Source organism: Sphaerisporangium corydalis (assembly GCF_025506355.1).
Classification (GTDB): Bacteria; Actinomycetota; Actinomycetes; order Streptosporangiales; family Streptosporangiaceae; genus Sphaerisporangium; species Sphaerisporangium corydalis.
In genome coordinates this window covers 115,667-133,100 of the sequence record NZ_JANZYP010000004.1, presented here as the reverse complement: position 1 = coordinate 133,100, position 17,434 = coordinate 115,667, and the positions used below count along the sequence as shown (strand labels likewise).

At 68.6% G+C, this 17,434-nt stretch carries 18 protein-coding genes; 11 read left to right on the top strand and 7 right to left on the bottom strand.

Annotation, left to right across the window (positions count from 1 at the left end):
* Positions 1-218: 218 nt before the first annotated feature.
* Positions 219-1,484, top strand: a complete 1,266-nt coding sequence (locus NYZ98_RS04705) for a sensor histidine kinase (protein WP_262841222.1) — start codon at positions 219-221, stop codon at positions 1,482-1,484.
* Positions 1,481-2,155: a response regulator gene (locus NYZ98_RS04700; protein ID WP_262841221.1), complete on the top strand. Its 675-nt coding sequence runs from the start codon at positions 1,481-1,483 to the stop codon at positions 2,153-2,155. The genes NYZ98_RS04705 and NYZ98_RS04700 overlap by 4 nt, the downstream gene beginning before the upstream one ends.
* A 6-nt stretch (positions 2,156-2,161) precedes the next feature.
* Here the strand turns inward: NYZ98_RS04700 and NYZ98_RS04695 are convergent, their stop codons facing one another.
* A complete protein-coding gene (locus NYZ98_RS04695; RefSeq protein WP_262841220.1) occupies positions 2,162-2,986 on the bottom strand; it encodes a helix-turn-helix transcriptional regulator in 825 nt (274 codons plus the stop codon).
* Between the two features lie 68 nt (positions 2,987-3,054).
* On the opposite strand from NYZ98_RS04695, the gene NYZ98_RS04690 reads away from it, so the two are divergent.
* The 3 genes from NYZ98_RS04690 to NYZ98_RS04680 all read left to right on the top strand — a co-directional run bounded on the left by NYZ98_RS04690 (position 3,055) and on the right by NYZ98_RS04680 (position 5,553).
* On the top strand, positions 3,055-4,047 hold the full coding sequence (locus NYZ98_RS04690; protein WP_262841219.1) for an aldo/keto reductase: 993 nt from the start codon (positions 3,055-3,057) through the stop codon (positions 4,045-4,047).
* A 74-nt stretch (positions 4,048-4,121) separates the two neighbouring features.
* Positions 4,122-5,078, top strand: coding sequence for a hypothetical protein (locus NYZ98_RS04685; RefSeq protein WP_262841218.1), 957 nt, complete (start codon positions 4,122-4,124; stop codon positions 5,076-5,078).
* Between the two features lie 241 nt (positions 5,079-5,319).
* The gene (locus tag NYZ98_RS04680; RefSeq protein WP_262841217.1) at positions 5,320-5,553 is read left to right on the top strand and encodes a hypothetical protein; all 234 of its coding nucleotides are present in this window, start codon (positions 5,320-5,322) and stop codon (positions 5,551-5,553) included.
* A gap of 490 nt (positions 5,554-6,043) precedes the next feature.
* On the opposite strand, the gene NYZ98_RS04675 is transcribed toward NYZ98_RS04680, so the two are convergent.
* Positions 6,044-6,373, bottom strand: a complete 330-nt coding sequence (locus NYZ98_RS04675) for a hypothetical protein (RefSeq protein ID WP_262841216.1) — start codon at positions 6,371-6,373, stop codon at positions 6,044-6,046.
* A 200-nt stretch (positions 6,374-6,573) separates the two neighbouring features.
* Between NYZ98_RS04675 and NYZ98_RS04670 the strand changes: the two genes are divergently transcribed.
* The 3 genes from NYZ98_RS04670 (at position 6,574) to NYZ98_RS04660 (ending at position 8,896) form a co-directional block, all read left to right on the top strand.
* Positions 6,574-7,398 (top strand): helix-turn-helix domain-containing protein, encoded by an 825-nt coding sequence (locus NYZ98_RS04670; RefSeq protein WP_262841215.1) that lies wholly within the window; start codon positions 6,574-6,576, stop codon positions 7,396-7,398.
* The gene (locus tag NYZ98_RS04665; protein ID WP_262841214.1) at positions 7,389-7,694 is read left to right on the top strand and encodes a DUF397 domain-containing protein; all 306 of its coding nucleotides are present in this window, start codon (positions 7,389-7,391) and stop codon (positions 7,692-7,694) included. The genes NYZ98_RS04670 and NYZ98_RS04665 overlap by 10 nt, the downstream gene beginning before the upstream one ends.
* A gap of 227 nt (positions 7,695-7,921) precedes the next feature.
* A complete protein-coding gene (locus tag NYZ98_RS04660; protein ID WP_262841213.1) occupies positions 7,922-8,896 on the top strand; it encodes a GNAT family N-acetyltransferase in 975 nt (324 codons plus the stop codon).
* Between the two features lie 6 nt (positions 8,897-8,902).
* Here the strand turns inward: NYZ98_RS04660 and NYZ98_RS04655 are convergent, their stop codons facing one another.
* On the bottom strand, positions 8,903-9,346 hold the full coding sequence (locus NYZ98_RS04655) for a MarR family winged helix-turn-helix transcriptional regulator (protein WP_262841212.1): 444 nt from the start codon (positions 9,344-9,346) through the stop codon (positions 8,903-8,905).
* 60 nt (positions 9,347-9,406) lie between these two features.
* Between NYZ98_RS04655 and NYZ98_RS04650 the strand changes: the two genes are divergently transcribed.
* Complete coding sequence (locus NYZ98_RS04650; protein ID WP_262841211.1) at positions 9,407-9,775, top strand: VOC family protein; 369 nt, start codon at positions 9,407-9,409, stop codon at positions 9,773-9,775.
* 20 nt (positions 9,776-9,795) lie between these two features.
* Here the strand turns inward: NYZ98_RS04650 and NYZ98_RS04645 are convergent, their stop codons facing one another.
* The 3 genes from NYZ98_RS04645 to NYZ98_RS04635 all read right to left on the bottom strand — a co-directional run bounded on the left by NYZ98_RS04645 (position 9,796) and on the right by NYZ98_RS04635 (position 11,724).
* Positions 9,796-10,794 carry a glycosyltransferase gene (locus NYZ98_RS04645; protein ID WP_262841210.1) on the bottom strand — a complete coding sequence of 333 codons (999 nt, stop codon included), beginning with the start codon at positions 10,792-10,794 and terminating at the stop codon, positions 9,796-9,798.
* Between the two features lie 233 nt (positions 10,795-11,027).
* Positions 11,028-11,414, bottom strand: coding sequence for a RidA family protein (locus tag NYZ98_RS04640; RefSeq protein ID WP_262841209.1), 387 nt, complete (start codon positions 11,412-11,414; stop codon positions 11,028-11,030).
* Positions 11,415-11,499: 85 nt separating this feature from the next.
* Positions 11,500-11,724 (bottom strand): SAV_915 family protein, encoded by a 225-nt coding sequence (locus NYZ98_RS04635; protein ID WP_262841208.1) that lies wholly within the window; start codon positions 11,722-11,724, stop codon positions 11,500-11,502.
* 593 nt (positions 11,725-12,317) lie between these two features.
* On the opposite strand from NYZ98_RS04635, the gene NYZ98_RS04630 reads away from it, so the two are divergent.
* On the top strand, positions 12,318-12,674 hold the full coding sequence (locus NYZ98_RS04630; protein ID WP_262841207.1) for a DUF4166 domain-containing protein: 357 nt from the start codon (positions 12,318-12,320) through the stop codon (positions 12,672-12,674).
* 595 nt (positions 12,675-13,269) lie between these two features.
* On the opposite strand, the gene NYZ98_RS04625 is transcribed toward NYZ98_RS04630, so the two are convergent.
* Positions 13,270-16,026 (bottom strand): AbfB domain-containing protein, encoded by a 2,757-nt coding sequence (locus NYZ98_RS04625; protein ID WP_262841206.1) that lies wholly within the window; start codon positions 16,024-16,026, stop codon positions 13,270-13,272.
* A 690-nt stretch (positions 16,027-16,716) separates the two neighbouring features.
* On the opposite strand from NYZ98_RS04625, the gene NYZ98_RS04620 reads away from it, so the two are divergent.
* Positions 16,717-17,343 carry a fasciclin domain-containing protein gene (locus NYZ98_RS04620; protein ID WP_262841205.1) on the top strand — a complete coding sequence of 209 codons (627 nt, stop codon included), beginning with the start codon at positions 16,717-16,719 and terminating at the stop codon, positions 17,341-17,343.
* Positions 17,344-17,434: the final 91 nt, after the last annotated feature.

Here is a 17,434-nt window from a genome sequence, read left to right as displayed (position 1 = left end):
GGAGATCCGGTCCACGATGGCCGGCCGGCTTCTGCGCAGGACGCTACGGACGCCGGGTCCCCGGGTCGTCCAGCACCGGATTGATGTTCTGGGAGGCCTCAGGTGCCGTCGCGGGTAAACCCTCGTGGTACGTGACCCCGGGCCCGTAACCTTCGTGGCAGGGGTCCTCAATCCCGCGGAGGACGAGGAATCGGTGCCCGGGCGGTTACCATGCGCCGATGGTGACAAGGGCGGTGGAGTCGGTGCGGCGGATCGCCGCGATGAACCCGCTCGTCGCCGACACCGCGCTCGCCGTCGTGATCACCGGCATGACCTTGGCGTTCGAAGCGGTGGTGGCCCGGAATCCGGAGATGCTCGGACTGGGGGACCCCGCGGCGGGATTCGCGTACCTGCCGCCGGACCGGGTGTCCATGGCCCTGAGCGTCGTGGTGAACCTCCCGCTCGCGTTACGCAGGCGGGCACCGTTCACGATCCTGCTGGTCAGTTGCGGCGCGGCATTCGTCTACCACGCGCTGGGCTACTACTACGGGTTCAACACCATGCCGCCGCTACTGGCCCTCTACACGGTCGCCGCCCGGCGGGCGCCCGGCGTTACGGCCGTGGGCGCGGCGATCACCCTGGCCATGTGGGCGCACACCTTTCTCACCGTGCCGGCCAGCCTCCTGCTGGCGGGAACGGTGCAGGCGTGCGTCCTGATCGGCGTCGCCTGGGGCTTCGGCAACACCGCGCGGACCCTCACCGAGAAGAGCCACAGCCTGGAGAGCCTGTCCGAGCGGCTCAGGCACGACCAGGAGGACATGGCGCGGCGCGCGGTCACCCAGGAACGGGTGCGCATCGCCCGCGAGCTGCACGACGTCGTCGCCCACCACATGTCCGTCATCTCCGTGCAGGCCGGGCTGGCCCGGTACGTCTTCACCTCCGACCCGGGCACCGCCCGCGACGCGCTCGCCACGATCGCCGAGACCGGCAGCGAGGTCATGGGCGAGATGAGGCGGTTGCTGTCGGTCCTGCGCATCGAACCCGAGGACGACGGCGTCAGCTACGACCCGGCGCCCGGCCTGGACCGGCTCGGCCAGCTCGCCGAGCGGGTGCGCTCCGCCGGGGTGCCCGTGGAGGTGACCGTACGGGGGACCGCGCGGCCGCTGGCGCCGGGCATCGACCTGTGCGCGTTCCGGGTCGTCCAGGAATGCCTGACGAACGTGCTCAAACACGCCGGTCCCGCGCGGGCTGAAGTGACCCTTTCGTACCGTCCCGCGGAGCTGGAACTGCGGGTCACCGACGACGGCCGGGGCAGGGCGGGATCCGGAACCGACTCCGGCGGGCACGGCTTGATGGGGATGCGGGAACGGGTCAAGCTCTACAAGGGAACCATCGTGGCCGGGCCCCGGCCGCGAGGCGGGTTCGAGGTCGTCGTGACCCTGCCGCTCTCGTCCGCGACCGCGGACGAGCATCCTCCTACTCCGGCCGGTGAGACATCCGAATGACCAAGGTCCTCGTCGTAGACGATCAGATCCTCGTACGCGCCGGCCTTGCGGCGCTGATCCGCGCCATGCCCGAGCTCGAGGTGGTCGGGGAGGCCGCCACCGGCGAGGAGGCCGTACGCCTGGCCGCCTCGGCCCGCCCCGACGTGATCCTCATGGACATCAGGATGCCGGGCATGAGCGGGGTCGCCGCCACCGAGCGCATCCTCGCCGAGTCCGCCGAGCCCCGGCCGAAGGTCGTGATCCTCACCACCTTCGACCTGGACGACTACGTGTACAACGCGCTGCGGGCCGGGGCGTCGGGTTTCCTGCTCAAGGACACCCCGCCCGAGCGGCTGCTCACCGCCATCCAGACCATCGCCTCCGGGGAGATGCTCTTCGCGCCCACGGTCACCCGGCGCCTGATCGAGACCTACACCAGCCGCGCCGACCAGGTCGTCCACACCTCCCGGGACCTGGAGACGCTGACGGGCCGGGAGGTGGAGGTACTCGAACTGGTGGGCCACGCGCTGTCGAACGGGGAGATCGCCGCACGCCTGTGCGTCAGCGAGGCCACCGTCAAGACCCACCTCAACCGCACCATGACCAAACTCGCCCTCTCCAGCCGCGCCCAGGCCGTGGCCCTCGCCTACGAGACCGGCCTGGTGACCCCGCGCCGTCCCACCCCCGCCTGACCGGTCCTACCGCAGCAGCGCGGAGATCCGGGCCTGGTCCTGGTCCGTGGCGATGAAGGTGACGAGCTTCTGCTCGGGTTCGTCGGCGAGCTGGAGCACGACGTGGTTCAGCTCGAGCTCTCCGAGGGCTGGATGGCGCAGCCGCTTGGTGCCGGAGCTCAGAGGGGTGACCTTGTGCTGCGGCCACCAGTCCCGCACCTCGGGGCTCGCCGCGCGCAGGCGATCGAGCAACGCGCTGAAGCCGGCGTCGCCCGGATGCCGTGCCGCGGCTGTACGGAACCGGCCGAGCAGCGCGGACGCCTCGCCCGGCCAGTCGACCATGACCTTCCGGGCCTCGGGATCGGTGAACATCCACCAGAGCATGTTGCGGGCCTCCGGTGGGCGGGCCGTCCAGTCGGTCCACAGCGCACGGGCGGCCCGGTTGGAGGCCAGCACATCCCAGCACCGGCCGGTCACATAGGCCGGGCACGGGTCGAGCCGGTCGACCAGCGAGACGACGGAGGGTGGGAGCGATTCGGCGGCGGCGCGCGTCTCGGCGGGCGGGGCGCCGTGGATGAGCTCGTGGACGTGGCTCCGCTCGGCGGCGTCGAGGCGCAGCGCCGCCGAGAGCGCGTCGAGGACCTGGCGCGACGGACGCACCTCGCGGCCCTGCTCCAGGTAGGTGTAGTACGTCGAGGAGATGGCCGCGAGCTGGGCCACCTCTTCACGGCGCAGCCCGCGCGTCCGGCGCCGGGTCCCCGCGGGCAGGCCGACGTCGGCGGGCCGGAGCCGCTCGCGGCGGGAACGCAGCAGGTCCCCCAGCTCTTTCGCCCGGATCGCGGAGTGGGACATCCTGGTACTTTCATTACTAGGAAAAACAACCTGTGGATACCAGTATAAGCCGTGGCTACGGTGGCGTCATGAACGTCTTGAACACACGAACCCTCGGGCGGGAAGGTCTCACCGTCTCGGCGACAGGCCTCGGCTGCATGGGCATGTCCCAGGGTTACGGGGCGGCCGACGACACCGAGTCGATCGCCACTTTGCACCGGGCCGTCGACCTGGGCGTCACCTTACTGGACACCGCCATGAGCTACGGCCGGGGCCACAACGAGAAGCTGCTCGGCCGGGCGCTCGCCGGACGCCGCGACAAGGTGGTCCTTGCCACCAAGTTCGGGATCATCCGCGGCGACGACGGCGTACGGGTCGACGGCCGGCCCGAGAACGTCCGCACCTACTGCGAAGCGTCCCTGGCCCGCCTCGGCGTCGACCACATCGACCTGTACTACCAGCACCGTGTCGACCCGCACGTGCCGATCGAGGAGACCGTCGGCGCGATGGCGGACCTGGTCGCCGAGGGCAAGGTCCGCCACCTCGGGCTGTGCGAGGCGAGCCCCGGCGAGCTCGAACGGGCGGCCGCCACCCACCCGATCAGCGCGGCGCAGTACGAATGGTCGCTGTGGTGGCGCGACATCGAGGACGACGTGCTGCCCACGGCCCGGCGGCTGGGCATCGGTCTCGTCCCCTACAGCCCGCTCGGCCGAGGCTTCCTGACCGGCGCCGTCACCACCGGCACCCTCGGGGCCGGCGACTTCCGCCACGGCGACCCTCGGTTCCAGGACGAGAACCTGGAACGCAATCAGGCACTCGTCGCCGAGGTGCGCCGGCTGGCCGCCGACCGCGAGGTGACCCCGGCGCAACTGGCGCTCGCCTGGCTACTGGCGCAGGGCGACGACATCGTCCCGATCCCCGGCACCCGGCACGCCGCACGCCTGGCCGAGAACGCCGGCAGCGCCGAGATCGTACTGTCCCCCACCGACCTCGACCGCCTGGAGGCGGCCGTACCCCGAGCGGCCTGGTCAGGCGACCGCCAGTCCTTCGCCGCCCCCCGCACCGTCCGAACCCCGGGATGACCGGCTCCTCTGCCGCCCCCGCAGCATGATCAACCCCCGAAGGTTTTCTGGAGCCGGCCACTAAGATCGCGCCCATGAGGAAGGACGACACCGCCGCCTTCGCCAGGACGGCCGACCTCGCCGGGTGGTTGTGGCGCGAGGCGGACCCCGGCGACTGGTCCGGCGAGGCCCTCCGGCCGCTGGCAGAGAGGCGTGGCAGGCTGGTCCCGGTACAGGAGCACGAGCGGCGGCACACCGGCGCCCGGGAGTACCGCGGGCTCGTCATCTCCATTCCCCTGGACGGCGAACCGGCCACCGCGTTCCACCCGGCCACCGCGTTCCACCGGCACGCCGAGGCGGCCGAGGCCGCGATCGGACCTGCCAACAGCGCCGGCGGCCACGGCCCGACAGGCCCCTGGTACGAGCCGTCGCCGGACTGGGGAGCCCCTTTCCTGCGCTGGCGCCGCCCCGGCACCGAATCGCTCGAACTCCGCGCCGCCGGGACCGGCGCGGAGCTCTCCCTCCAGCCGACACAGCCGTACGAGGAATGGCGGCGAACCGCGTCCGAATGGGGAGAGCCGCCGCACTTACCGGGCGGCTTCGTCATCGAATACCTGGACGCCGCCAACGAAGGGCTCTACACGCCGGGCGCCTGGCGCGTACCCCGGTGGTCGGCACTGCCAGGCCCGCTGTCGGCATTCCTCCGTACCCTGCCCGCCGAAACTCTCGCGATCGGCAGAAGCGTGGCCGTCACCATATTCGCCGGAGGCCGCGAGACCCTCTCCATCCGCTCCGCCGAACGCCTGACCGTCGTTGGCTGGTTCAAGCACTTCTCCCCGAACGAGGAACAAGGCTGGTCCCTGCGCACCGACCACCCCGTACGCTCATGGACCCTCGACGCCGGCGCCCCCGGCGAAGTAGACGGCGCCCGACTGGCCCGGCACCTCATCGAAATCCTCAAAACAGAGAAGGTCCCCTCCCTAACAAAACTAAGAAAACACACCCACACCCCAGAAAACGCCCACACCACCCTCCTCGGCCTAGGCTTCTAGCAACCTTTCCGCGCCGACCATCCAATGGAGCTGCCGCGCCCCGCCTGGCCGACTTGTGCCTAGGTTGACGTCTTCACTCTGCCCGGTCTTTGTCTAATTTTGGCTGCCGCGCTCTTTCTGTATCGAGACCACCTTGGCGAGGTTGATTCCCAGCTCAGTTGTCTGAAGCGATCGGCAGCTCTACCGACAAGTACCAAGTGATAATTCACGCAGTGCTGATCGCGCTGAGGAGGAAGAATCCATGACCGAGCACGAGATGGTTTGGCCACCGGAAGACATCGAACTGGTCCCGGACCGTGATGCCGAGATCGACGGCGCGTCCGATGAGATCTACGACACCAAGGAAAACCGGATCACCGACGAATACGTACGGGACGCGATCGAGGACGTCGCCCGCGCGATCGACAGAGATCGCGTGCCCGTGCCGACAAATGGAGCTGCCGCGCGCTGCCCTGGCCGATCGCGCCAAGGTTGACGGCTTCATTCCCGACTGACCTTTTTGTTTTTGGCTGCCGCGTTCTTCCGTCCGGCTCGTGAAGTATTGATCTTCACCCCAGGCCGTGTCGGCGCCGGTCACGTTTAGCCGACGAGGTTCGCTCAGTCGGAGGAGGCGTTGAAGAGTTGACGAAGAGCGCTTGTGAGGAGGTCTACGTCGGTCGGTCGCAGGCGGAGGGCCGGGACGCCTCCGCTTGGAAACGCGACGTGCAGGGCAGGTCCACATCGGCCAGGTTCGACGGCTATGAGTGCTGTACGGGTGTCTCCGGGCATGCGAACTGACAACTCTGGGCTGGCGTAGGTCGTGGCGCGGACGCCACCAGGTGAGCGCAGTCTGAGGCCGACCTTCCTGATCAGGAGCGTACGCAGGCCATCAGCGCGCAGCCTTTCTCCAAGATCGCTCAGCATCGCCACGAACCGCTGCTCGACGGGCTCTGTCAGCAACCCCTGCCCGCGTCCCATCTCGTACCTCATGTGTGATCCGCCGTCTCGGTCTTCTCCGGGTTCACGGGTTTGGCGGACGTGGTCGCCGGGCTGAGCACTCTGGACAGGTGCTCCGCCGCGTGGCTGACGTCTTGCACCGGGGCCATGCGCTCGTTCCAGCTCCACCAGAAGGAGGGCGCGCCCGCTTCGTCGAGGCGCACGGTGATCCGCTCGGCGAGGGACGGAGCCTCCAGCGAGACCACCCGGAGGAACGGGAGCGCGTAGCCACGTACGACCAGAGCCGAGAAGCGCTTCGGGTCCAAGGCGCGAGCCAGGGCGTCGAGCGCCCCGACGATCTCGGACGAGGAATCGGTCACTGACCTGTCCACCTTTCGAACTGGATTTCAAGGAAACCGTTGCGCGGACTTCCAAGGTTGCCGACGATGGTGGCGTTGTGTAAGGGATCGGTGACGACAAGTGCTAATGTCTCGTCCGGGCCGATCCTGGAGCCTTCTGTGGATTCGCGAGTGTCCTGTGGAGGGTTTTGTCGACCTGTAGAGAGCCGGGAGGCCTGGAGATGACACTCGTACACGACCACGACCCCAGCGGAAGCCCTCTGGAGTTCTTTGCCTCAGAGCTACGACGTGTTCGTGAGGAGGCGGGGTTGACCCAGGAGGAGCTCGGGGCTCTCATCAACTATTCGGCGGCCCAAGTCAGTGCCGTGGAAAACGCCAAGCGGAATCCCAAGAAGGATTTCGCTGAAGGCTGTGACCAGGCACTAAAGACCGACGGTCACTTCATCCGTATATGGCCTTTGGTCAGGCGAGCAGTGCATCGTGCTTCGGCACGCTCGTACTTCGAGATGGAACGCGAAGCCTCCTCGATTCGGAATTTCGAGCAGATCAACGTGCCAGGTTTGTTGCAGACACCTCGGTATGTTCAAGCTCTTATGGAAGCAGGGAGTGCGGGCGAGACGGACGATCGCATTGACGCGAAGATCGCCGAGAGATTGGAGCGGCAGAAGATCCTTCAGGGCAAGTCACCTCCGGCGCTCGTCATCGTCATCGATGAGGTGGTCCTACGTCGGCCTGTGGGCGGGAAGGACGTGATGCGAGAGCAACTTCAGCACCTGATCGAAGCCGCGAGGCATCCGAGGATCACTCTTCAGGTCATCCCGTCGACCGTGGGAGCGCATCCTGGACTCAACGGGCCGATAGTGCTGTTCTCCATCCCTGGGTCCGCCGACGTCGGCTACTTTGAAAACGCCCTCGGCGGCCAAACCGTCGACTGTGTGGAAGACTTGGCGAAGGTCGCCTATCGGTTCGACGCGTTGCGTGCGGAGGCGTTGCCGCAGAGGGCGTCGATCGAGCTGATCGCGAAGGTGATGGAGACATGGACCTGACGGCGCCTCGATGGCGGAAGTCGCGTCACAGTGGTACGGAATCGAACTGTGTCGAAGTGGCGTTCGTTTGGCCTAATGGCAGTGGAGTCGCTGACGAAGATGGTCGCGCTGAAGACGCTGTGCCGAAGTGGGACCAGGTAGACGCTCCCTGCCAGATGGCGCCCCCGTTCGTTGTTATTCGGGATAGTAAGGTGCCGGACGGGCCGTGGCTGTTCTTTGTCTCGGCTGAGTGGGATGCGTTTCGTACTGGGCTGCGAGCGGGTGAGCTGGGAGAGCGTTCGTACGCCGGGGCCTGATGATCAGCGGGTTCGCTGCTCCATGGTCATTACGCGGTCCTGGACATCAATAGAGTGCGATTCCCTGTGTTGGTGGCTTGACCGGCGTTGTGGTAACGGAAAAAGCTCGTGCGAAGCTCCTTTTGAGGGGATCGTGTCGGGGCGGTTTGGCAGAAGGCTGGTCCTGTCTGTTCGACGGGGTGAAATTCGGTGGTCGGGGTTCGGGGTGGCCGCATAGGCTCCCGAGGGTGAGTGGAATCGTGGGTCTGCGCTGGGGGTCGTTGCGGGCCGAGGACGTGGTGGACTGGGCCGTTCTGTTGGGGGCGGCGGAGGGCGTGGATCAGACCGGTGAGCTTTACGATTCCGGGGACCTCGCCGAGCAGCTCGGTGATTCGCTGCTCGACGTCGAGAGCGGCACCCGTGCGGTGTGGGACGGCGACAAACTGATCGCCTTCGGCACGCTGCGATGCGGTCCCACCGGTGATCCATCGCATCGTGTGTTCTTCGACGGGGTCGTGCATCCGGCGTACCGGCGTCGTGGCATCGGTCGTGAGTTGACGCTGTGGGCGTTGAAGGCCGCGCCGCGGTTGAGCGAGGCGCGTCACCCTGGGCGGCCTTTTGAGGTGCACGCCGATGTCAGTGAGAGCAATACCGGTAAGGCGGCGCTGTTCGAGCAGGAAAGGTTCATGCCGCAGCGCTGGTTCTTCGTCATGAGACGTGACCTGGTGGACGATGTCCCGGAGGTGACGATCCCCGAGGGGGTCCGCATCGCCGGCTTCGGCTCGGTCTACGACGCCGAGGCGCTCCGCGTGCGCAACGAGTCCTTCGCCGACCACTGGGGCAGCGATCAGCAGAACGAGGAGTCGTGGAGGCAGTGGTACACCGGGACGCGCTCGTTCCGCCCCGACCTGTCCTTCCTGGCCATCGCCGCCGCCCCGCATCACGTCGCGGCGATTCTGCTCACGCATTACTTCGAGGCCGATACCGAGGCGACGGGGCACCGGGAGGCGTGGATTTCCACGATCGGTACGCGGCAGGCGTGGCGCAAGCGCGGGCTGGCCACCGCACTGATCGGCGCGACGCTGGCGGAGGCCAGGCGGCAGGGCTTCGCGCGGGCCGCGCTCGCCGTCGACGCTGACAGCCCTACCGGTGCGCTGAGCCTTTATCGCTCTGCCGGCTTCCACGTGGTGCACCGGCACATCAGGTATGTGCGCGAGTTCTAGGGCCTCCTAAGGGGCGAGGTTCCGGACGCAGGTCGCGAGGGCCGCGAGTAGTTCCTCCTGCTGGGCCGGTGTCAGGCCGGCGCACATCTTCTTCTCGATCTCGCGGATCGTCACGCTGGCCGTGCGCAGGTGGGCGCGGCCGGTATCGGTGAGCACGGTGGGCAGTTCGCGGCCGCGGAGCGCGGTCGCGGGCCGCGTGACCAGGCCGCGGTCCTCGAGCCCGCGCAGCACGACGTTCATCGACTGGCGGGTGACGAAGGCGCCGCGGGCCAGTTCGGCGTTCGACAGCCCCGGGCGCTGTCCGAGCAGTTCCAGGCACGCGTACTGCGACACCGTCAGGTGCAGCGGGCGCAGCGCCACGTCCATGGAGTTGCGGAGCGCCACGGTGACCTGTTTGAGGACGTAGCCGACGGCGCTGTCCACCGGACCGAGCATCTCGCCTTGACTCATGTCAGTATCCTGACACACAATGAGCCATGTCAGGATACTGACATAGCTGAGGAGAGAGATATGACCGTCACCGGACCCGACTTCATCGCCCTGCAGGTGCGCGACCTGGAGCGCGCCGCCGCCTTCTACGAAGACCGGCTCGGTCTGCGCCGCACCCCGGCGAGCCCGCCCGGCGCGATCGTGTTCGCCACGACACCCGTCCCGTTCGCGGTGCGCGAGCCGCTGCCCGGCGTCGACCTGGACGGGGACGGCCGCCCGGGGCTCGGCGTGGCGCTGTGGCTGCACGCCACCGACGCGCAGAAGATGCACGACGCGCTGGACGCCGCCGGGGTCCCGATCGTGACGCCGCCGTTCGACAGCCCGTTCGGCCGCACGTTCACCTTTACCGACCCGGACGGGTACGCCGTCACGATCCACGACAAGCAGTGACGCCACACCCTCGGGGTGTGTCAGCCGGACACCTGGGGGCTGGCGAGGAGGTAGGCGTCGCGGAGGCCGGTGGTGAGGGTCCGGGAGTCGTAGACGGCGGCCGTCTCGAGGGCCTTCTCCGCCCACATCGCGCGCGTGCCCTCGTCCTGAAGGCACCGGAGCAGCTCGACGAAGTCCGCCACGGTCTCGCCGTGCAGGTAGGCGTCCTTGAGCCACTCCTGGTAACAAGGAAGATCCGTCAGGACCAGCGGCAGCCCGGCGGTGGCCGCCTCCAGCGTCGCCAGCCCGAACGTCTCGTGTCTCGACGGCAGGAAGAACACGTCCGCCGCGGCGCAGTATTGGAACACCTCGTCGCGGGGGACCAGCCCGGTGAACGTGACGTTCTCCGGGGCGTTCGCGCGCAGATGGGCCACGTCGTGACGGGCGTCGGACAGCATTCCGAACTGCATCCCGCCCACCCAGACGAAATTCATCCCGGGTAGTGCGCGGGCACACGAGATGAATTCCTCGACGCCCTTTCTCGGCTGTAACTGGCCCACGCCGAGAACGACGGGACGTTCGTCCCACCCGAACGACCGGCGCAGTTCGCCGCGCCTGCCGATATGGCGCTGGACGCGCCTCTCGTCGATCGCGTTGCTCATCAGGACGATCGGGGCTCGTACCCCGATCTCCTCCAGTTCCCGCGTCGTCGCCTCGCTGACCGACAGGACCGCTGTGGCCAGGTTGAACATCGCCCTCATGTACCTGCGCGTGAGGGGGTCGACGAGGTGGGCGCCCTTGATGCTGCCCAGAAGCGTCTGCGGGGTGACGTGCGCGCTGATCAGGCGGGGCCCGCGGTGGGCGAGCAGTCGCAGCAGGGCGAACATGCCCATCGTGTGCACGTGGAGGACCACGTTCCTGCCGTACGCGCGTATTCCGGTGACCCGCTCGAAATCGGGCATCAGGTCGATCGCGCGCAGGCTCTCCTCGAAGACGCTGTGCACGCCGTGTCCTCGAATGGTGAAAGAGGACTCCGACATCACGCTGACCTGTATGGGACGGCGCTTGCTTTTGGCCGGCGGAGGGATTTCCTGTCCCTTTCGCCACTTCTTTACGCGATGAATTCGCCCACGTGTCGTGACCACGACCATGATGCTAAGAGGGGGATGATGGAAAGACCATGTGACGGATCCAGGAGCGGTGAATATTCACGTCGCCGTAAGACAACACATGATCGTATTTACGTACCGGTGGTGCCGGATCGGCCCGCCGTTCAGCTCGCCGCCGTCACCTCTATCTCTATGAGCCATTCGCTGTCGAGCGTCTGGGCGACGATGGCCGTGGTCGGCACGACCCGGCCGCCCAGCGCCTCGACGCGGGCCTTCGCGTTCGCTCCGGCGTAGGAGGCGTCCCTGAGGTAGCTGGTGAGCCGAACGATGTTGTCGACGGTCATGCCGGCGGAGGCGAGGATGACCCGGATGTTCGACCAGATGAGGACGAGCTGGTCGTCGAGTGTCGCGCCCGGCACTCCCGAGGGGTCGAGCCCCATCGTGCCGGCCAGGAACACCAGACGCTCGGCGCCGCGCACTTCGATCGCGTGAGCGTAGTCACCGGTGGGAGGGTAGACGCCGTCGCCGGGGCTGTGGGTCACGAGTTCCATGGATTTCCCGTCGGTCGTGATGCGCGAACCTGGGCGGCCCTGCCGTAGATCATATTCTGTGGCCGGCGATCGAACGGTTGATCTGTCAGGCCGCCTGGTGCTCGGCGGTCCGGCCGGAGAATGATCCCGAGGGGTCGACGACGATGCCCTCAAGATGCAGGTCGTCGACCATCCTGCGCAGGGCGGATTCGCTGAGGTGGATCCAGCGCTGGTCAGTGCCGAGCACCGTCGTCAGGCGCGCCGGTGTCGAGAACGCGACCGCCGTTCTGGTGCCGTTCACCGTACGGAACAGCCGCAACGACTGCGTCATCGCGCCCACTCGGACGGGGACCACTAACGGGGGTTGGGCCTGCTCTGCCATGCATTCCTCCGGGGCGAACGGGTCCCTTGGGGACGAACCCGACATGAGGAACACTAGATCCCTCTCGCATCGTCCAGCGCGATCGTGACGGGATTCTGACGGTGACCCGGTGAAATTTGACGCGGCATTGATGCGACCGATCGCCGAGGAGCGGCAGGGGTCACGGCCTCGGATCCAAACCCGTGACCGAGGTCGGCGCTTCTTGAGAAGGACAGCGGGTACGCGATACCAGGGGTGGCGGGGTGGATGTGGGCGGCGAGCCTTATGCGTGGATGTACCGGTTCCATCTCGGGGACGAGTCGGTCTCTGGCACGGGGGTGCTGGAGGTCCGCCGGGGTCCGGGGCTGCTGGGCCGGTTGGCGTGCGTGGTGCTCGGCCTTCCTCGTACGTGCACGGCCGCCCCGACCAGGGTCACCGTCACGCGCATGGCGACGCTGAGGCCGGGGTCGGCGCCGGGGCCGAGGCCAGGGTCGAGGTCTGGTTCGGGGTCGTGGCCGGGCCATTCGGGGCCGGGCCGAGGAGGGGAGCCGGGGGAGGCGGCGGTGGCCGAGACGTGGGAGCGGTCGATCGGTGGGCGGAGGCTGGTCAGCCGTCAGGTCCGGGCCGGTGAAGTGGGCTGGGAACCGCACGGCCCCCTGGTGATCCGCACCCGCACCGTGGCCACCCCCACAGAGGTAACCGTCGTCCAGGACGGCACCACGCTCCGGCTCGGCCGGTGGGATGTCCCGTTTCCTGGGGCGTTCGCGCCCAAGGTCTCGGCGCGTGCGTGGATCGACCCGCAGGACCAGGCCCCGAGGCCGCCACGGTTCCACATTGAGGTCCGCGTCTCCGTCCCCCTCGTCGGCACGCTGCTGTCCTACCAAGGCCACATCTGCGAGCTACGGCCGGACGGCACGTGACGGGGAAGGTCCAGCTCCCGGCACGTGATCGGGAAGGTCAAGCTCCCCGTGATCCGGTCGGCCGCCGTACGAGGCGCCGGTATCGCCGTTCCTCGTCCCGCCGCGTCGGCGCCGAGGAGGAGACCCCCGATGGGGAAGGAGGGGTCAGGCGCGAGCGCGAGCGGGAACGGGAGCGGGGTCGGGGGCTGGCTAGGCCGATGGGCCCTTGGTGTGTCGGGGAATCGGTAGAGCCGGTAGGCCTGGAAATACTGCCCGAGCCGAAGGCGAGGACCTTTAACGGAGGCGCTGGGTGATGGGAGTGATCGGCTGGAGGGGTGGGGTTGGCTGGTTTGGCGCCGCACAGGGCGCCGGATTCGCCGTTCCCCGTCCCGCCGCGTCGGCGCCGAAGTGGAGACCCAGATGGCGAAGCAGGGTCGGGCGCGGACGCGAGCGGGGTCAGGGGCTGGCTAGGCCGATAGGCCCTTGGTGTGTCGGGGGGTCGGTAGGGCCGGTAGGCCTTGGAAATACTGCCCGAGCCGAAGGCGAGGACCTTAAGCAGGGGGATCGAACGGCGAGAGCATGAGGTCAGGGGGATCGAACGGCGAGAACCCTGAGGTCAGGGGGACCAGGGTGGGGAGATGGTCCAGGTGGTGTCTTCGTTGTAGTGGGTGGGGGCGTCGAAGGGGTGGGAGCCGCCGTTGGAGGCGATGAAGACCTCCTCGGCGTAGTGCCGGATGCTCGTGCCGGCGATGTTGATCGAGGTGAGGCTCACGCCGGAGGAGCCGTACCGGGGCGGCTGTGCGCAGAACGTGGCGTCCTGGTCGAACAGGGCCGAGCCGTCGCGGGGGTCTTTGCGCAGGCGGAAGTCCTGGTGGCGCAGGTAGTGCCCGGCGAAGTTGCGGGATTCGAAGGAGTAGCAGCTCCCGTCGGCGAGGCCGCGCCGCACGTAGAAGGTGGCGTCCTGTTTGAGGCCGTCGGCGCTGGCCGAGGTGACCACGTCGGTGCGGGCCAGTGACGCGCTGTGCCGCAGGTACCGGTCGGTGAAGCCCGGGGTCACCACCCGCAGCGACTGGGCCGCCCCGACGGTCAGGTCGGCGCCGCTGCGCCACCAGGGTGTGGCCACCTGCCAGGTGGAGTCGTCGGCGAAGGACGTGGCGGTGTCCCAGGTGTTGGGGCCGCCGGAGCGCGCGACGTAGACCGCCTCGGCGTAGTGGCGCAGGAAGGAGCCGGGCAGGTTCAGGGACTCGAACGAGACGCCGTTGCCCGTGCGGCCGTCGCGCAGGCAGAACGTCGCGTCCTGGTCGAACAGGGCGGTCCCGTCACGGGGGTCCTTTCGTACGCGGAACCCCTGGTGGCGCAGGTAGTGCCCGGCGAAGTTGCGTGACTCGAAGGAGTAGCAGCTCGTGTTGGCCAGGCCGCGCCGGACGTGGAAGGTGGCGTCCTGTTTGAGGCCGTCGGCGCTCGCCGGGGTGACCACGTCGGTGCGGGCCAGTGACGCGCTGTGCCGCAGGTACCGGTCGGTGAAGCCGGGGGTCGTCACGCGGAGCGAGGCCGGCGCGTCGGCGGTCAGCCCGCCCGCCGACTGGATCACCGACAGGTTCACGGCCCGGACGCGGGCCGCGTCCATCTTCCGCACCCTGCGGTCGTAGGTCCAGATGCCGTTGACCTCGTTCTCCACGTCGGTCGGCTGGGTGTAGACCGAGGCCGACAGGCCGCCACCGGTGATCAGCGGCTTGAGCTGCTCGTTGATCTGGACGTACCGGTCGGTGAGCGTCGCCGCGTCGGGCGTCATCTCGTACGCGAAGCCGGTGCCGGGCCATTCGTGGCCGGGGCTGCGCAGGCCCAGCCCGCCGAACTCGCCGAGCACGGCCACGCGGGTGGCGCTGGGACGTTGCGGGGTGCCGGGGCCGACGTAGATGTGGTCGTCGGCGACGTCGCCGTTGCCGCCGTCGAAGCCGCAGCAGTTGGAACCGGAGTTGTTGTCGACCAGGCGCGAGGGGTCCCAGCTCTTGACCAGGTCGGCGATGCGCGCCGGGTCGTACTCGCCCCAGCCCTCGTTGAACGGGATCCACTGGACGATCGAGGTGATGCCGCGCAGGCTGTCGACCACGCGTCGCAGCTCGCTCTCGAAGTTCGCCCGGTCGCTCGCGGAGGGGGTCACGCCGGTGCGCATGGCGGGCATGTCCTGCCAGACGAGCAGGCCGAGTCGGTCGGCCCAGTAGTACCAGCGGGCGGGTTCGACCTTGATGTGCTTGCGGACCATGTTGAAGCCGAGGGCCTTCTGCTGCTCCAGGTCGAAGCGCAGGGCCTCGTCGGTGGGCGCGGTGGAGATGCCGTCCGGCCAGTAGCCCTGGTCCAGGGTGCCCATCTGGAACAGGAACCTGCCGTTCAGGGTCGGGCGCAGCACGCCGCCGATCATCGCCTTGCCGACCGACCGCATGCCGAAGTACCCGGTCACGACGTCCCCGCCGCCGGTGCCGGTGAGGGTCACCCGCAGGTCGTACAGGAACGGGTCGTCGGGCGACCACAGGTGGGCGTTCGGCACGGGGACCCGCAGGTGCGCGCCGGCCGCGCCGGTGGCGGTGCCCACCACCTGCCCGCCGGTGAGCGCTTCGGCGCGCACGCTCTGCCCGGACAGGCCGGCCGTCTGGACCACCACGTCGAGCACCCCGGCGGGGACGTCGGGGACGGTGTCCAGGCGGGTGATCTGGGCGGCGTTGACGGGTTCCAGCCAGACGGTCTGCCAGATCCCCGACGACGCGGTGTAGAAGATCCCGCTGGGTGAGCGGCGCTGCTTGCCGATGGGGGCGCCCGCGGCGTCGACGGGCGCGTACACGCCGACGATGATCTCGTTGGTGCCCGCGCGCAGCGCCGCGGTGATGTCGGCGCCGAACGGGTCGTAGCCGCCGGTGTGGGTGGCCACGGACACGCCGTTGACCCAGACCCGCGCCTCCCAGCTCACCGCGCCGAAGTTCAGCCGGACGTGCCGGCCGGACCACGAGGAGGGGACGGTGAAGGTGCGGCGGTACCACATGCGGTCCTCGTGGCGCTGGACGCGCGAGAGCCCGGACTCGATCGGGTACGGGACCAGGACCTGCTCGGCCAGGTTCTGGCCGGTGGGCGGGGTGCCGATCGACGTGGTACCGGCGAACTGCCACAGCCCGTTGAGGTTCTGCCACTCGGGGCGGACCATCTGCGGCCGGGGGTAGTCCGGCAGGGCGTTGTCCGGGCCGGCCTGGGCGGTCCACGGTGTGGTGAGGGGCGGTGCCGCCTGGGCGGCGGGGGAGGTGAGCTGGGCCTGCCCGACCAGGGTCGCGGCAGTGAGGAGCAGGGCCGCGGTCACGCGGCGGGCCCAGCCGGAGGGTCTGACCATCTCACTCCTTGGCGGAACGAAGGGGTCCCCGAGACCGAAGAAGACCGAACTTGACTGCATTCGATCGTGAGCCGACCATACATCGCACAAGTCCTGACGAAAATAGGTGAATCCCCGACTGGACGCGCCCGGCGCCCGGCCTCCCACGCACGGCCAGGTCAGGGTTCCCGCGCCTGCGGGCACGGCCCAGGTGGACCTGACCAGTGGCCATGACCCGAGGGGTCAGATCGATGTCCAGTCACTATCGATCAGATTCCGTCAGCTCTGGACATGGCGACCTCCGAGGCGTTCGCTGCCGGGCGGCCGTACCCGCTCTCGCCCGAACCTTGGCGCAGGGATGTCCGGGGCGGCGGTTTCGGGTTCGGTAAATGATCGATTTGGCGGACGCTTTCCCGGGTGCCGCCCTGCGCGAGGGTGGCGACGGCCGCTGCCTGGCGATAATGAAAGGAGCCGTTATGTACGTGTACGTGTGGAAACGTCCTCGTACAGGGTCGTCTTGAATGAGCGAAGGCCGAGCGCACGGTCTTCTCACAAAAGGGCCGCGGTCACGTGGATCCGCGAAGGACCGGGGGGTCCCGCGGACCGGGCAGGCGGGCGGCGTACGCCGGACCGTCAGGGGTCGCCGGGCATCCAGCCGGGGCCACCGCCGAAGTGACCGCCCTTCAAAAGAGCGCAAAAGGGGACAGGCACATGAACACTCGTCTTCTCGCCTTTCCGGTCGTAGCGGCCATGTCGCTCGCCGCCGCCTACGGCACCGCAGCGGGCGCCCTCACCAGCGGTACGGGCGCGATGACGCCCGAGACCGCCCGCACCTCAGACCCGTCGACGTCCGCCTCTCCTACCTCCTCGCCGATCGGGAAGGGCTGCTCGGCGCTGCCGCAGTCCGGGCCCGGCAGCCCGGGGGAGATCGCCAACGAGCCGGTGGCCACCGCCGCCTCGCACATCCCCGACCTTTCCACCCTCGTCGACGCCGCGAAGAAGGCGGGCTTGGTCGACACGCTGAACTCGGCCAAGGACATCACGATCTTCGCGCCCAGCAACGCCGCCTTCGACAAGATCCCCAAGGACCAGCTCGACAAGCTGCTGGCCAACAAGGGTGAGCTGACCAAGATCCTCACCTACCACGTGGTCCAGGGGCGCAAGACGCCCGCCGACCTGGAGAAGGGCGACGTCGCGACGGTGGAGGGCGCCAAGGTCGCCACCAAGCGCGACGGCGACACGGTCAAGATCGGCGGAGCCGAGGTGCTCTGCGGTGATCTGCAGACCCAGAACGCCACCGTCTACGTCATCGACTCCGTCCTGAAGCCGGGGGCCTGACCCGGCACTGACGCGGCTCGTCCTCACGGGACGAGCCGCCCGACCGGCCCACCCCGCCCGGGGGGGGGCAGACCAACCCCCCCCCCCCCCC